Below are 14,281 nucleotides of genomic sequence, written 5' to 3'. Positions count from 1 at the left end.
GGCGGCGTGACGTCCAGGGACCACCGCGGCGAGGCACGGACAGACGGGACCGGTCCCGGGCCGGGCGCCGCGCAGGGACCGCACGCCGGAAGCACTGGGGGCGCCGGGAGCCGCGACGGGAGCGCCGGGAGCCGCGACGCAGGGACGTTCGCCGGCGGGGTGGCCTCGGACGTGCGGCACGCCGGAGTCCGCGCCGGGGTGCGCCGGCTCGGCCAGCTGCTCGGCGAGGCGCTGACCCGGCACGAGGGCGCCGAGCTGCTGGAGCTCGTCGAGCGGGTGCGCGCGCTCGCCCGCGGCGGTGACCGTGACGGCGCCGACCGTGACCGCGGTAACCGCGGTGACCTGCACCGGGTGCTCGCCGCCGTCGACCACCCGACGGCGATCGTGCTGGCGCGGGCGTTCACCGCGTACTTCCAGCTCGCCAACATCACCGAGCAGCTGCACCGGGCGCGCGAGCTGACTGACCGCCCGCGCGGCGCGCTCGAGGAGACCGGCGCCCGGATCGCCGCCGCCGTGGCCGCGGGCCAGCTCGACCCGGAGCTGCCCGCCCAGCTGGTGGACCGCCTCGAGCTGCGCCCGGTGTTCACCGCGCACCCGACCGAGGCGAGCCGCAGATCGGTGCTCGACGTGCTGCGCGGGATCGCCGAGCTGCTCGACGCCGCCGACGACCCACGCGCGCACCCCTCGCGGCGCGCCGTCGTCGACCGCCGCCTCGCCGAGGCCGTCGACGTGCTCTGGCAGACCGACGAGCTTCGGGTGGAGCGCCCGAAGCCGACCGACGAGGCCCGATCCGCCGCCTACTACCTGACGTCGATCGCCACCGACGTGCTGCCCGGCCTGCTGGAGGAGCTGGACGGCGCGCTCTCCCTGGTCGGGGCCGGGCTGCCGGTCACCGCGCGGCCGCTCCGGTTCGGCTCGTGGGCCGGCGGCGACCGGGACGGCAACCCGAACGTCACCCCGGCCGTCACGCTCGACGTGCTCACGCTGCAGCACGAGTTCGGCATCCGGGTCCTGCTCGGCGCCGTCGACGGCCTGATCAAGGACCTGACGGCCTCGACGCTGGTCGTCGAGGTCAGTGACGAGCTGCTGGCCAGCCTCGACGCCGACCGGGCCGCCCATCCGGAGGTATACGACCGGTTCATCCGGCTCAACGCCGCGGAGCCGTACCGGCTCAAGTGCAGCTACATCCTCGCCCGGCTGGCGGCGACCCGCGACCGGCTGGCCGCCGGCGCCGCGCACGTCCCCGGCCGCGACTACCTGAACCCCCGCGACCTGCTCGCCGACCTGACCGTGATGCACCGGTCGCTGTCGGAGCACCGGGGCGAGCTGGTGGCCGACGGGCCGCTGCGGCGCGCGATCCGGGTGGCGGCGGCGGTCGGGATGTCGCTCGCGACGCTCGACATCCGCGAACATGCCGAGCGCCACCACGCCGCGCTGGGCGCGCTCTACGACCGGCTCGGCGAGCTGCCCCGCCCGTACGCCGACCTCGACCGCGCCGAGCGGATCGCGCTGCTCTCGCGGGAGCTCGCGGGACGCCGGCCACTGTCCGGCGCGGCGGCGCCCGTCCCGGCCGACCCGACGGCGGCGGCCGTGCTGGAGCTGTTCACCACGATCCGGGTCGCGCTGGACCGGTTCGGCGACGACGTCATCGAAAGCTACATCGTGTCGATGACACGCGACGTCGACGACATACTCGCCGTCGTCGTGCTCGCCCGCGAGGCCGGCCTCGTCGACGTCAACCCCGGCCCAGCTCCGGGTGCCGGTGCCGGCGCCGGAGCGCGGGCGCGGATCGGGTTCGTGCCGCTGTTCGAGACGGTCGCCGAGCTGCGCGCCGCCGGGCGGCTGCTCGACGGCATGCTCGCCGACCCGTCCTACCGGGCGGTGGTCGCCGCGCGCGGCAACCTCCAGGAGATCATGCTCGGCTACTCCGACTCGTCCAAGGACGCCGGCATCACCGCGTCCCAGTGGGAGATCCACCGGGCGCAGCGGGAGCTGCGTGACGTCGCCCGCCGGCACGGCGTCGTGCTGCGGCTGTTCCACGGCCGCGGCGGCTCGGTCGGCCGGGGCGGCGGGCCAACCGGCGAGGCGATCCTGGCCCAGCCGTTCGGCACCCTCGACGGCCCGATCAAGGTGACCGAGCAGGGCGAGGTGATCTCGGACAAGTACACGCTGCCCCAGCTGGCCCGCCACAACCTGGAGATCGCGCTGGCCGCCGTGCTGGAGGCGTCGATCCTGCACCGCGCGTCCCGCCAGCCGGCGGACGTGCTGGCCGAGTGGGACCAGACGATGGACGCGGTGGCCGACTCGGCGCGCTCCGCCTACCGGGCGTTGACGGCCGACCCGGCGCTCGTGCCGTTCTTCCTGGCGGCGACTCCGGTCGACGAGCTCGGCCACCTCAACATCGGTTCCCGCCCGTCGCGCCGGCCGGGCGGCGCCGGCGGGCTCGCCGACCTGCGCGCGATCCCGTGGGTGTTCGGCTGGACCCAGTCCCGGATCATCCTGCCCGGCTGGTTCGGGGTCGGCACGGGGCTCGCCGCCGCGCGGGCGGCCGGCGCGGGCGACACCCTCGCCGAGATGTACCAGTCCTGGCACTTCTTCCGCACGTTCCTGAGCAACGTGTCGATGACGCTGGCGAAGACCGACCTGCGCATCGCCGCCGACTACGTCACCACGCTGGTGCCCGCCGAGCATGCCGGCCTGTTCGAGGTGATCCGCGCCGAGCATGAGCGCACGGTCGCCGAGGTGCTGGCCGTCACCGGGACGTCGACCCTGCTGGAGCACACGCCGGTGCTCCGCCAGACGCTGGAGGTACGCGACCTGTATCTCGCCCCGCTGCACGCGCTGCAGGTCTCCCTGCTCGCCCGCTCCCGCGCCGACGCCCAGGCCGACCCGGCCGGCGAGACCGACCCGCGCCTGCGCCGGGCCCTGCTGCTGACCATCAACGGCATCGCCGCGGGCCTGCGCAACACGGGCTGAGAAGGACCGGGCTCTGGGACGGGCTCACTGCCGCTGGGCCTGGTCACGGGCGGAGCGGCCGGGCCGCCGGCCGAAGGGTTCTTGGCGGGAGACTTCCCTGAACGCCCACTAGATTGGAGACTTTCGTTCCGTGAGCATCCTCGACGACGCCCGCGAGGGCATGGACCTCGACGTACGACCGCAGGACGACCTCTTCGGCCATGTGAACGGACGGTGGCTCGCCGAGGCGGAGATCCCGTCCGACCGCTCGAGCTGGGGCCCGTTCGTGCAGTTGGCCGACGCCGCCGAGCAGCAGGTCCGCGACATCATCACCCACCTTGCCGCGCAGGACCCGGCTACCCAGGGCGAGGACGCGCGGAAGATAGCCGACCTCTACAACTCCTTCCTGGACGTCGAGACGATCCGGGAGCTCGGCCTGGGCCCGGTGCGGCCGCTGCTGGACGCCGCCAGCGGCCTGAACGACATCCGCGACCTGGCCGCGTTCCTCGGTGAGCTCGAGCGGATCGGCGGCCATGGACTGTTCGGCTCCTACGTCGACACCGACGACCGCAACTCCGACCGCTACCTGTTCCACCTTGTTCAGGGAGGCCTCGGCCTGCCGGACGAGTCGTACTACCGCGACGAGAAGTTCGCCGAGATCCGGCAGAAGTACGTCGCCTACCTGACGCGCATGCTCGGCCTGGGCGAGCACCCCGACCCAGAGGGCGCCGCGGGGCGGATCCTCGCCCTGGACACCCTGCTCGCGAAGGGCCACTGGGAGCGGGCCGAGACCCGCGACGTCCAGAAGACCTACAACCTGATGACGACCGAGCAGCTGACGGCGCTCTGCCCGGCCTTCGCCTGGGACGTCTACGTCACCGGCCTCGGCGGGCAGCTGACCGGCCCGCACGCGACGCTGGCGGAGGTGTGCGTGCGGCAGCCGTCGTACCTCCGGCACCTGGCGACCGTGCTGACCGATACGCCGATCGAGGTGTGGCGCGAGTGGGCGCGCAGCCACGTGCTGCGCTCGGCCGCGCCCTACCTGCCGGACGCGTTCGTCGAGGCTCATTTCGACTTCTACGGCCGCACGCTCACCGGCACGCCCGAGCTGCGGGCCCGGTGGAAGCGCGCGGTGTCGTTCGTCGAGGGCGCGATCGGTGAGGCTGTCGGCAAGGAGTACGTCGCCCGCCACTTCCCGCCGCATGCCAAGGCGCAGATGGACGACCTGGTCGCGAACCTGCTCGCGGCCTACCGCGAGTCGATCTCCCGGCTGGACTGGATGACCGAGGGGACCAAGCGGCGGGCATACGAGAAGCTCGAGACGTTCCGGCCGAAGATCGGCTACCCCGACCAGTTCCGGGACTACTCGCGGCTACTCGTCCGCCGTGGCAACCTGATGGGCAACGCCCAGGCCGCCGCCGCGTTCGAGACCGACCGGGATCTGGCCAAGATCGGCTCTCCGGTCGACCGCGACGAGTGGTTCATGCTCCCGCAGACCGTCAACGCCTACTACAACCCCGGCACCAACGAGATCTGCTTCCCGGCCGGCATCCTGCAGAAGCCGTTCTTCAGCCCTGAGGCGCACCCGGCCGAGAACTACGGCGGTATCGGCGCGGTCATCGGCCACGAGGTCGGTCACGGCTTCGACGACCAGGGAGCGCAGTACGACAGCGCCGGCAACCTCAACGACTGGTGGTCCCCGGACGACAAGGCCGCCTTCGAGGTGAAGTCGAAGACGCTGGTGGAGCAGTACAACGGGTTCGAGCCGCGCAACCTGCCGGGCGAGAAGGTGAACGGCGCGCTCACCGTCGGCGAGAACATCGGCGATCTCGGCGGCCTGACCATCGCGCACCAGGCCTATGTCATCTCCCAGAGCGGCGAGGCGTCGCGCGACGACCGGCGGCGGCTGTTCATGAACTGGGCCTTCGTGTGGCGCACGAAGCGCCGGCTGGAGCTCGAGCGGCAGTACCTCACCACCGACCCCCACAGCCCGCCGGAGCTGCGCGCCAACATCGTGCGCAACCTCGACGAGTTCCACGAGGTCTTCGACACCGCACCGGGCGACGGACTATGGCTGGACCCGCCCGACCGGGTCCGCATCTGGTAGCCGGGTAGCCACCGGGGGCGCGGCGAGGCTCATCGCCGTCGCTCCCTCCCCGAGGCCCGGGCGACGATCTCGCCCGGGCCTCGGCGCCGGCTTCGCCGGAGCGTCTCCCCGTACCCGACGAGGCGTACCTCCGCTCAGCTGCCTTCAACGCTCAGGTCTTGGCCGACGGGCCACCGGGCGCGCCGGTCGTGCCAAGATCCGTCCATGCTCCGCTCCGTTGAGGTCACGGCTGCCCTGGCAGTACCCGTCTCGCCGTTTCACAACCTGCACTGGCGTCCCAGAATCGAGTTCCAGCTCGACTGCTTCGTCTGCGAGCGGACCGGCCGCACCACGGTGTTCGAGAACGGCGCGGAGCGAGCTGTCTGCTCCGGTGACTCGGAAAGCGGGCCACACTTCACTGCCGCGCGGATCACGTCCTTCGACCACGCAAGCGAGAACGAGCGGAACACCGAGAACGTGACGTGCGGGTGGCAATCGGCATTGAGAATGCTACCCAGCGACGGGATGCCGTGTTCGTCCAGAGCGGCCCAGATCTGTCTGACCTGGCGGTCGGCGTGCTCGTCGAGGAAGAGTTCGATGGCATACGGCAAGGCAGTCTCCGACCCGCCGCGGCGACGAACGTTCCCAGTGGCCGCAGCTGGGCCAAGGCGAGCGGCAGGCCCAGCTCCTCGGCGACCTCGCGCACCGCGGCCTGCTCGAAGGACTCGCCGTGTTCCAGCTTCCCGCCGGGAAACATGAACCGCGACGTCCCGCTCTTGCGGACCGTCAGCACCCGGCCGGCAGCGTCCCGCAGCACCACGGCGCTCACTCGGATCACCGGGGATCCCGGCGAATCAATCGTCACGCGCTCACCCTGGGACTCCAAACCAGCCGACGAGCTCACCTGGGCTCGAACCTGGCGACGAGGCGGTGGGACCTGCGGTCGGGCTCGAAGGCGCGGGCGACCAGGTAGCTCGAGCCCATCCAGCCGCGGCGGGTCCACTGGCCGAAGGAGATCGTCGTTCCCGGGGCGCCGGATGCCGCCGGCACGAGCTTCACGCGTTCGAGGGCGTCCCGCACGCCGCGCGGCGACAGTGGCTCGGCGCCCGCGAACGCGCGTGCCAGCGCCGCGCCGGCGTCGTGGCACAGCCCCGGCGCGTAGTACTCCGGCCGGCGGCCGTACGCGGCCTCGAAGCGGTCCAGGAACCGCTGGCCGACCAGGTTCTCCTCGTCGTACTGCTCCAGCCCGACCCAGCCGACGTACGCGTCCCAGATCTCGTCCGAGAAGTACGCGTCCTCGAACGCGGTCCCCATGTACCGCGGCGGGTCCCACCCGGCGGCCTCGAGCGCCTCGTTGATCCGGATCACGCCGTAGCCGAAGCCGAGGTGCACGAGCGCGTCGGGCCGCGACCCGTGGATGGAGCGCACCGCGTCGGCGATGTCCTGCCCGGTCTGCGCGATGGTCTCCTCCGCGAGGATGCGCAGTCCCTGCTCGCGGCAGGCGTCGCGGAAACTGCGCCCGTACAGCTGGCCGATCACCGAGCGTTCTACGAGCACCCCGACCGTGCGCGCGCCGGCCCTGGCGGCGAGGTGCGCGAGGACGATCGGCTCGTCGGTCATCGACCCGTTCGGCAGCGCGAAAGTCCACTTCCCCAGCCACTGGTCGGCGCCGCAGACGCTGATCGACGGCACCCGGAACCGCCGCTCGATCTCCGGCCGCAGGGCGAGCGTGTTCTCGGAGATGTGCGGGCCGAAGACAGCGAGGCAGCCCTCGTCGACGAGCTCCCCGTAGGTGTCGATGACGGACTTCACGCTGCCGGTAGGTAACCCGTCGGCGTTCCGCTCGACGAGCTCCACCGACCGGTCGAGCAGACCGGACTCCCGCGCCTCGCGGAAGACCAGCGCCAGCGCGTCGAGAAAGTCCTGCCGGGTGTCGTACGCGCTCCCGGGCGGGATGGTGAAGTCCTGAAGCACCCCGAGCTTGATCGGCTCCGCCTGGTGTCCCACGGCCATGGTTCGTCTCCTGTCTCGTCGGCTGCCCCAGCCGGCGGCGTTCGCCTGTTGCCAGCCGTCTCGCGGAGCCGACGACCTCGATGCCATGGCGGTCTGCCGCCGGATGACTCGGGACAGCCAGGTCCGCCGACAGCCGAATCGGCGATGCGGGCGGTTCAGGTGGGCTACGTCGGGATCCAGGATGGCGGGCTGATGCCGGCGGTCAGGTCGTCCACTGTCCGCCGTTGACGCTCAGGTGCTGTCCGGTGACGGCGGCGGCCAGGTCGGAGCAGAGGAACAGCACGGCGCCGGCGCACTCGTCCGGTGTCGGTATGTGCCGCAGCGGCAGCGTGGCGCCCCGCCGGTCGAGCCACTCGTCGACGGTGATGCCCTCGGCCGCCGACTGGTGCTCGGCCGCGTGGAGGATGTTGTCGCCGAGCACGCCGCCGAGGAACACGCCGTTGACACGGATGCCCCACTGCCCGGCCTCGACCGCCAGGGTGCGGGCGACGGCGGCGAGTGCCGCCTTGGAGGCGGTGTAGGCCGCGAGGTTGGGCGGGTTCGACAGCACCGCGCCGCTGTTCACCAGGACGATCGCTCCACCGCCGCGCGCGCGGATCGCCGGGAGCGTGGCCTGGACGAGGTACAGGGTTCCGAAGAGGTTGACGTCGAAGACCGTCCGCCAGCTCGCGGGATCGGCATCGGCGACGGGGGCCCAGTCGCCCTCGTGGTGGGCGTTCTGGACCAGGAAGTCGACGCCGCCGAAGCGTTCCACCGCGGCCTCGACAAGGGCGGTGCAGGAGGCCCGGTCGGTGATGTCGGTCGGCACCACCAGCGGCTCGCGCCCGGCCTGGCGCACCTCGTCGGCCGCCGCCTCGAGGCGGGCCCGCTGCCGGGCGGCGAGGGCGACGTCGACACCCCGCCGGGCGAAGCCCAGCGCGATGCTGCGGCCCATGCCCGGGCCGACGCCAGTGACGATCGCGACCTGGTTGTCCTCGAACATCAGCCCTTCCTATCACCCGCCCGCTCCCTAAAGCTATATATCTTTAGGGAGAGGTGTTCGGGGAGGCTCCGACCCGCGGACCGCGGGCCACGGCGCCGGCACCGAGGGGTGCGCCGCGCGTGGAACACCCAGAGACGAGGAGATCGATCATGGCGACCTCACCTCCGCTGCGGGTCATCCAGTGGGCGATGGGCAGCATCGGGCAGATCTCGGTCCGGCACATGGTCGACAACCCGGCCTTCGAGGTGGTCGGCTGCTACGTCACCTCGGACGAGAAGGACGGCAGGGATGTCGGCGAGCTCGCCGGGATCGACCCGGTCGGCGTGGTCGCGACGCGCGACGCCGAGGCGCTCCTGGCACTGGACGCCGACTGCGTCAACTACGCGCCCCTGTACGTGGACCTCGACGAGATCGTCCGGATCCTTCGCAGCGGCAAGAACCTGGTGACGCCGTCCGGCTTCACCTTCCCGGCCGCGCTCGACGCCGACGTGCGCGAGCGGCTCGAGGCGGCCTGCCAGGAGGGCGGGGTGTCGCTGTTCGGTTCCGGGATCCACCCCGGGTTCGCCGGCGACCTGCTGCCCCTGACCTTCGCCCGGCTGGCATCCCGCATCGACGAGCTCGTCGTCCAGGAGGTGGGCGACTTCCGCAACCATCCCTCGGCGGCGATGATATTCGACGGCCTCGGGTTCGGCCGGGACCCCGACGACCTGAAGGCCGACCCCCCGCGGATGTTCGACACCATGGGCCGGACCTTCAAGGAGTCGATCTACCTGCTGGCGTCGGGCCTGGGGATCGAGGTCGAGGACTACGACTTCGTGTGGGACACGGCGGTCGCGGTCCGGGACGTCACCGTGCGGGCCGGCTCGATCAAGAAGGGGCACGTCGCCGGGATGCGCCTCGAATGGCGCGTCTGGAATGGCGGCAAGCCGGTGGTGATCTTCCGGTCCTACTGGCGGATGGACGACACCACCGACCCCGACTGGGGGTACGAGAACGCCAAGTACGCCCTGTACTTCACCGGGCTGCCCTCGTTCCGGGTGAACTACGAGCCGACGGAGCCCGGCCCGAACGGCGACATCGGCTACTGGGGGCGGATCTGGACGGCCATGGCGGCCGTCAACGCCATCCCCACCGTCGTCGCCGCGCCGGCCGGCCTCCGGACCCACCTGGACCTGCCGCTGACCCAGCCGCCGCACCTGCACCGCTAGCCGATCCGGCTCATCCGCGTCGAGGGGCGTCGAGTCGTCGCGACGAAAAATCAAGCCCGTCCTGCTCCCGTCGGCGGCTTCCTGAACGACCGGCGCGGCACCATCGCCCCGCCGGGCTGATGGTCGGCAGCCGTAAGGCGGGGACCGCTGGTTCAGACGCCGTCGCCCCCGTCGCCCCCGTCGCCCCCGTCGCCCTGTCCGCGGTCGGCGGAGGGTTCCGCCCCGGTGACCTGGGCGCGGATGACGGGCTTGAGCAGCTTGCCGGTCGCCGTGCGGGGGAGCGGGTCGTGGGCGAGGTGCCAGCGGGTGGGCACCTTGTAGTGCGCGAGGGTGGCCCGGCACCACGCGTCCAGGTCGCTCTCGTCCAGCCTCGCGTCCGGCCCGGCGACGACGGCGGCGCAGACCGCGTCACCGGTCAGCTCATCGTCGACCGCGAAGACGGCGGCCTCGACTACGTCGGGGTGCGCCTCCAGCCGGTGCTCGACCTCGGTCGGCGTGACGTTCTCCGCGCTGACGATGATCATGTCGCGGGCCCGGCTGTCGATGTACAGCAGGCCGTCGACGAGCCGGCCGACGTCCCCCATCGCCAGCCAGCCGCCGTCCTTGAGCACCTCGGCCGAGGCCTTGGCGTCGTTCCAGTAGCCGAGCATGAGGTAGGGGCTGCGGACGTGTACCTCGCCCAGCGTGCCGTCGGGTACCGGCGCGCCGAAAGGGTCGCGCACCTCGGCCGCGGTGGTCACGCTCGCCCGGCCGGTGGAGGTGGGGTGCCGCTCGAGGGCCGGTCCGCTGAGGTTGGCGACGACCGCCACGCTCTCGGTGCTGGCGTAGCCGATGCTGAGTGTCCGGGCCACCCCGGGGAAGGTCTCCCGGATCGCCCGCTGGACGGCGGGGCTGACCGGGGCGCCGCCGACGCCCATGTGGCGCAGGCTGGTCGTGTCGAACCGGTCGCGGCCCGGGAGGGCACAGACCCGTGGAGCCGCGCTGCCCAGCGCGAGCCAGCTGGTGACCCGCTCCCGTTCGATCGTGGCGAGCACGCGCTCGGGGTCGAAGCGTCCCGGCAGCAGCACCCCCGCCGTGCCGGCCGCGGCCGCGCGCAGCACGACGCCGTAGAGCATCGACGTGTGGAAGAGCGGTGAGGTCACGAGCACGACGTCGTCGCGGACGGGCAGGTCGTCGGCGGACGCCGGGACCGGCCGGCCCATGGCGGCCATCGCCAGCATCTCGGTGAACCTGTTGACCTGCTCCAGGCCGCACAGCCCCCGGTGCGCGGTGCTGACGGCCTTGGGCCGGCCGGTGGTGCCGCTGGTGAAGATGAGGACCGCGGGGTCGTCCTCGTCGACCGTGACCGGCGCGGGCCGTGCGCCGCGGTGGGCCCGGGCGAGGCCGGGCACCTCGTCGAGGTCGAGCAACGGGAGAGTGGTGGCGGCCTCGGCCGCGCGCGCCAGGCGCGGCGCGTCCCCGATGACCAGCGACGGCTCGACCAGTGCCGAGGCGTGGGCGAACTCGTCGGGTGTCCACCAGCTGTTGAAGGCGGCGGGGATCGCGCCCGTCGTCGCGACGGCCCAGAAGGCGACGACCCACTCCCAGCGGTTCGCGGCATAGAGCGCGACACGGTCGCCCGGGCGCGGCCCGTACGTGTCCCGCAGGGCCGCGGCGAGGGCGTCGACGTGTTCCAGGTGGGCGGCGAAGCTGAGCCGCACGTCGCCGTCGACCAGGTAGGTCCGCTCGCCGAACCCGGCCGTCCGGTCGAGGAGTTCGCGCAGCGACCGGGCCCGGTGCCGGAACACCGGCATCCGGACGCCGCGGACATCCTCGTCCACGACCTCGAAGTACGACCCGGGCGCCAGCAACGCGGCTCGCGTGTCGGTCCCGGCCACGGTCATCAGCGGGTCCTCCGCGACCAGGCCCCGGCGACCCCGATCACCCGGTCGCGCGGCGCGCGCGGGGCTGAACCGCTCGGTAACATGACTGAATAGTATAGATGTTTCGGCGGTCGGGGCCAAGCCGCGCGATCCATGCGATCTGGCTGTCCAAGGGCCGGGTGGCCCGCGTCAGCCGGGGACGGGACGCGCGGGTTGGTCATTGTTGGAGCAGCCTTCGGCGTAGGTCGCCGTCCTCCATGAAGACCGGGACGTCGTCCGGTCCGAGGTAGGAGGGACGGATGGTGGAGCCGCCGTCGACCGTGAGGGTCTGGCCGGTGACGAAACCGGCAAGGTCGCTGAGGAGGAACATCACGGCTCCCGCCAGTTCCCGTGGTGTGCCGCGCCGCCTGAGTGCGAGCACGGCGTCGCGGGCCTGGTCGGCGGCGTCGTTACCTCGGCTGTGCGGGGTGCGGATGGTGCCGGTGGCGACGGCGTTGACGCGGATGTTGCGCGGGCCCCACTCGGCGGCGGTCGTTCTCGTGAGCGAGATGAGCGCGGCCTTGGCCGCGCTGTAGGCGAGGCTGAACGGCGCCGCGAAGAACGCGGCGACCGACGCGATGTGCACGATGCTGCCGCCCTGGCCCGCCGTGGTCATCGCGCGGGCGGCGGCCTGGCTGGTGAGCAGCGCCGAGCGCAGATTGAGGTCGAGGACCTCGTCGAGGTCGGCGAGCGGGAAGTCGTCGGCGGGCTGCCAGTGCCGGGGCCGCTGGCCGCCGACGACGTGGACCAGTCCGCCGACCGAGCCGAACGCCGCCACCGCGTCGGCGACGGCGGCGTCGACCTCGTCCTTCACGCGCACGTCCGCGACCACACCCCGGAACGGCGCGGCGGCACCCGTGTCCGCGACCGCCGCCTCGGCGTCCGCCAGCGCCGCCCTGTCGACGTCGAGGCCGACGACGTTGGCCCCGAGCTCGGCGGCCGCCGCGCACACCGCCGTGCCTATGCCGCCGCCCCCGGCGCCCGCGACGACGACGGTCCGGCCGTCGAGTCGCAGCAGGTCGCCGATCATGGCCGGAACTGGCCGGCCGCGCGGACGAGGGGCAGCTCCATCAGGTTCACGATCCCCGGCTGCGCCGCGCACACCAGCGGGATGGCGTTGACCGCGGGCATGGCGGTGGTGACGGTGCCGTCGAGGTGGTCGCCCTGGGGCTCGAGGCGGACGCGGACGCCCGGGACGCCGTCGAGCTCGATGACGTAGCCGTGGGTGACGGGCCAGTTCGGGGTCATGTCCTCGCCGAGCTTCCAGACGAAGCTGCACTCGATGAGTGAGCGTCCGTCCTTGTCGCCCGACACGGTGCCCTTGAAGCCGGCGACGCGGCCCTTCTTCACGGTCATGAAGCCGAAGTCGGTGTCCTGGTTGGCGGTGGCGAACTCGACCCGGAAGCCGACGCCGTCGATCCTTACGCCGAGCGCTTTGGCGAGTACCGGGATCTGGTCCTTGAACGAGCCGCACGAGGCCTCGCATGCCTGGCGGGCGGCCGGGTCATCGGGGTCGAGGTCGAAGCCCTGGGCGCGGAACATCTGCTCGTTGGCGTAGCCGGAGATGTCGAGCGACTCGAGGACCGAGAGGCGTTCGATGCGGCTGCACATGGCGCTCGCGGCCACGGCGACCGTCGGCGCGTGGCCGGGATAGATGCCGGAGGCGTAGAGGGACGAGCCGCCCCGCAGGCAGGCGTCCCGCAGCCGGTGGGTGGCCTGCTCGCCGTAGCCGAAGCCGGCCATCATGTACATGGTCGACACGACGTTGGCGCCGGACTCGAGGATCCGTTCGAGGTGGTCGAAGTTCGGCCGGTACGCCATGTAGGAGACACAGTCGGGCTCGAGCGCCAGCAGCGCGTCGATGTCGTCTGTGGCGGTGACGCCGATCGGGTCGATCCCGCACAGCTCTCCGACTTCGCGGCCGACCTTGTCGGGTGAGTGGGCGTAGCAGCCGACGAGGTCGAGCACCGGGTGGTCGACCATGCCGCGCACGGCGGCGCTGCCCGTCTTTCCGGTCGTCCACTGGACGACCCGTAGCCGCCGGCTCACCGGGCGACCCGGTCGGGGCGGCGGGTGGAGGTCTCCTGCAACGCCCGCCACACCAGCGTCGCCTCGTTCCGGGGCAGCGCGAAGCACCGCTGCGACACGAACGCGTCGTCGGGGTGGGTGTACGTCACCGGACCCCGGCCGAGGCCTTCGTATGATGCGGTCGCTACCTCTTCTGGGGTGCTCGGCCGCATGAGCCGTGAGCGGGCCCGGTCGAGCGGGTCGTCCGTGTCGACGCGGCCGCACAGCTCGGTGTCGAGCGTCTCCTGGAACGAGTTGTAGTTCGGCGACGACGTGGCGCCGACGAACACGTTGACCGCGTCCACGCCGCGGTCGGCCAGCTCGGTCCACAGCGACTCGGTGAGGATCCACTGGAAACCCTTGCCAGCGTTGTAGGTGCTGAAGTTGACCGCTCCCTGGGTGCCGCCCATCGAGCTGATCATCACGATGCCGCCCCGCCCGCGCTCGACCAGCCGACGTCCGAAGGAGTGGCAGAGGATCACCGGTGTGCGGCAGTTGACGTCGACGCTCAGCAGGTGCAGGTCGAGGTCACCGTCGATGAAGCGGCTGTTCGGCCCGACCGCGGCGTTGTAGACGAACAGGCCGACATCGAGGTCCTTCGTCGCGTCGGCCACGACCGCGCCGATGTCGGGCGACGCCAGGTCAGCCGCGATCGTCCGTACCTGGACGCCGTGCTGGGCGGCGACCTCGGCCGCGGTCGCCTCGAGCTGGTCCTTGCCCCGGGCCAGCAGCACCACGTGTAAGCCCCGCCGAGCGGCCTCGTGCGACAGCGCGGCACCGATCCCCATCGACGCGCCGGCCACCATCGCCCACGGCCCGTAACGACCCTGGAACTCGTTCTCCACCATCACACGGGCACCTTTCAAGAGATTTTACCTCTATGGAGTGAATACATTATACGAATATTGGTTCGAGGACGGCCAGGTCGCGGACATGGCTGACATCGGGCTGGTGGGCCGTGAGCCTCCTCGGCTTCGCCCGGCGGGCGTCGGCCTGCCCGCCTGCTACGACCGTGCCGCCGTGGCCGGCCGGCCACGGGGCGTCGACCGCGGGCAGTGGACGACCTGAC

General features: G+C 72.1%; 11 protein-coding genes and 1 pseudogene. 4 read left to right on the top strand and 8 right to left on the bottom strand.

Features of this window, described 5'->3' with window-relative positions; all coding sequences use genetic code 11:
* Window positions 1-6 precede the first annotated feature (6 nt).
* Both ppc and QOZ89_RS13940 read left to right on the top strand, forming a co-directional pair.
* Entirely contained in the window at window positions 7-2,976 is a 2,970-nt protein-coding gene (ppc, locus tag QOZ89_RS13945) for a phosphoenolpyruvate carboxylase (RefSeq protein WP_083418534.1), read from the top strand.
* 130 nt (window positions 2,977-3,106) lie between these two features.
* On the top strand, window positions 3,107-5,062 hold the full coding sequence (locus tag QOZ89_RS13940) for a M13 family metallopeptidase (protein WP_071048549.1): 1,956 nt from the start codon (window positions 3,107-3,109) through the stop codon (window positions 5,060-5,062).
* A 257-nt stretch (window positions 5,063-5,319) separates the two neighbouring features.
* Here QOZ89_RS13940 and QOZ89_RS13935 read toward each other — a convergent pair whose 3' ends face one another.
* The 4 genes and pseudogenes from QOZ89_RS13935 to QOZ89_RS13920 all read right to left on the bottom strand — a co-directional run bounded on the left by QOZ89_RS13935 (window position 5,320) and on the right by QOZ89_RS13920 (window position 8,036).
* A complete protein-coding gene (locus QOZ89_RS13935) occupies window positions 5,320-5,652 on the bottom strand; it encodes a hypothetical protein (protein WP_312623994.1) in 333 nt (110 codons plus the stop codon).
* 44 nt (window positions 5,653-5,696) lie between these two features.
* Window positions 5,697-5,858: pseudogene (locus tag QOZ89_RS13930) on the bottom strand (NUDIX domain-containing protein); the annotation flags it as partial.
* 83 nt (window positions 5,859-5,941) lie between these two features.
* Entirely contained in the window at window positions 5,942-7,054 is a 1,113-nt protein-coding gene (locus QOZ89_RS13925) for an ABC transporter substrate-binding protein (RefSeq protein ID WP_071048547.1), read from the bottom strand.
* Between the two features lie 202 nt (window positions 7,055-7,256).
* Entirely contained in the window at window positions 7,257-8,036 is a 780-nt protein-coding gene (locus QOZ89_RS13920; RefSeq protein ID WP_071048546.1) for an SDR family oxidoreductase, read from the bottom strand.
* A 149-nt stretch (window positions 8,037-8,185) separates the two neighbouring features.
* On the opposite strand from QOZ89_RS13920, the gene QOZ89_RS13915 reads away from it, so the two are divergent.
* Window positions 8,186-9,244, top strand: a complete 1,059-nt coding sequence (locus QOZ89_RS13915; RefSeq protein ID WP_312623967.1) for an NAD(P)H-dependent amine dehydrogenase family protein — start codon at window positions 8,186-8,188, stop codon at window positions 9,242-9,244.
* A gap of 152 nt (window positions 9,245-9,396) precedes the next feature.
* Here QOZ89_RS13915 and QOZ89_RS13910 read toward each other — a convergent pair whose 3' ends face one another.
* From QOZ89_RS13910 to QOZ89_RS13895, 4 genes are all read right to left on the bottom strand, one after another.
* A complete protein-coding gene (locus QOZ89_RS13910; RefSeq protein ID WP_312623966.1) occupies window positions 9,397-11,127 on the bottom strand; it encodes a class I adenylate-forming enzyme family protein in 1,731 nt (576 codons plus the stop codon).
* Between the two features lie 196 nt (window positions 11,128-11,323).
* Window positions 11,324-12,175, bottom strand: a complete 852-nt coding sequence (locus tag QOZ89_RS13905; RefSeq protein ID WP_312623965.1) for an SDR family NAD(P)-dependent oxidoreductase — start codon at window positions 12,173-12,175, stop codon at window positions 11,324-11,326.
* Entirely contained in the window at window positions 12,172-13,194 is a 1,023-nt protein-coding gene (locus QOZ89_RS13900) for an NAD(P)H-dependent amine dehydrogenase family protein (protein WP_071048542.1), read from the bottom strand. Before QOZ89_RS13900 ends, QOZ89_RS13905 begins: the two co-directional genes overlap by 4 nt.
* Window positions 13,191-14,060, bottom strand: a complete 870-nt coding sequence (locus QOZ89_RS13895; RefSeq protein WP_071048541.1) for an SDR family NAD(P)-dependent oxidoreductase — start codon at window positions 14,058-14,060, stop codon at window positions 13,191-13,193. The genes QOZ89_RS13900 and QOZ89_RS13895 overlap by 4 nt, the downstream gene beginning before the upstream one ends.
* Window positions 14,061-14,145: 85 nt before the next feature.
* On the opposite strand from QOZ89_RS13895, the gene QOZ89_RS13890 reads away from it, so the two are divergent.
* On the top strand, window positions 14,146-14,280 hold the full coding sequence (locus QOZ89_RS13890; protein ID WP_274536515.1) for a hypothetical protein: 135 nt from the start codon (window positions 14,146-14,148) through the stop codon (window positions 14,278-14,280).
* The last annotated feature ends 1 nt before the right edge of the window (window position 14,281 follow it).

Origin of the sequence: Pseudofrankia coriaricola (assembly GCF_032027725.1) — a bacterium.
Classification (GTDB): Bacteria; Actinomycetota; Actinomycetes; order Frankiales; family Frankiaceae; genus Pseudofrankia.
This window is presented reverse-complemented; position numbering and strand designations above follow the sequence as displayed.

Bases quoted from the DNA above. Each gene is read 5' to 3' on its own strand.
- QOZ89_RS13925 (WP_071048547.1), bottom strand. From the start codon at position 7,054: ATGGCCGTGGGACACCAGGCGGAGCCGATCAAGCTCGGGGTGCTTCAG.
- QOZ89_RS13920 (WP_071048546.1), bottom strand. From the start codon at position 8,036: ATGTTCGAGGACAACCAGGTCGCGATCGTCACTGGCGTCGGCCCGGGC.
- QOZ89_RS13915 (WP_312623967.1), top strand. From the start codon at position 8,186: ATGGCGACCTCACCTCCGCTGCGGGTCATCCAGTGGGCGATGGGCAGC.
- QOZ89_RS13910 (WP_312623966.1), bottom strand. From the start codon at position 11,127: ATGACCGTGGCCGGGACCGACACGCGAGCCGCGTTGCTGGCGCCCGGG.
- QOZ89_RS13905 (WP_312623965.1), bottom strand. From the start codon at position 12,175: ATGATCGGCGACCTGCTGCGACTCGACGGCCGGACCGTCGTCGTCGCG.
- QOZ89_RS13895 (WP_071048541.1), bottom strand. From the start codon at position 14,060: ATGGTGGAGAACGAGTTCCAGGGTCGTTACGGGCCGTGGGCGATGGTG.
- QOZ89_RS13890 (WP_274536515.1), top strand. From the start codon at position 14,146: ATGGCTGACATCGGGCTGGTGGGCCGTGAGCCTCCTCGGCTTCGCCCG.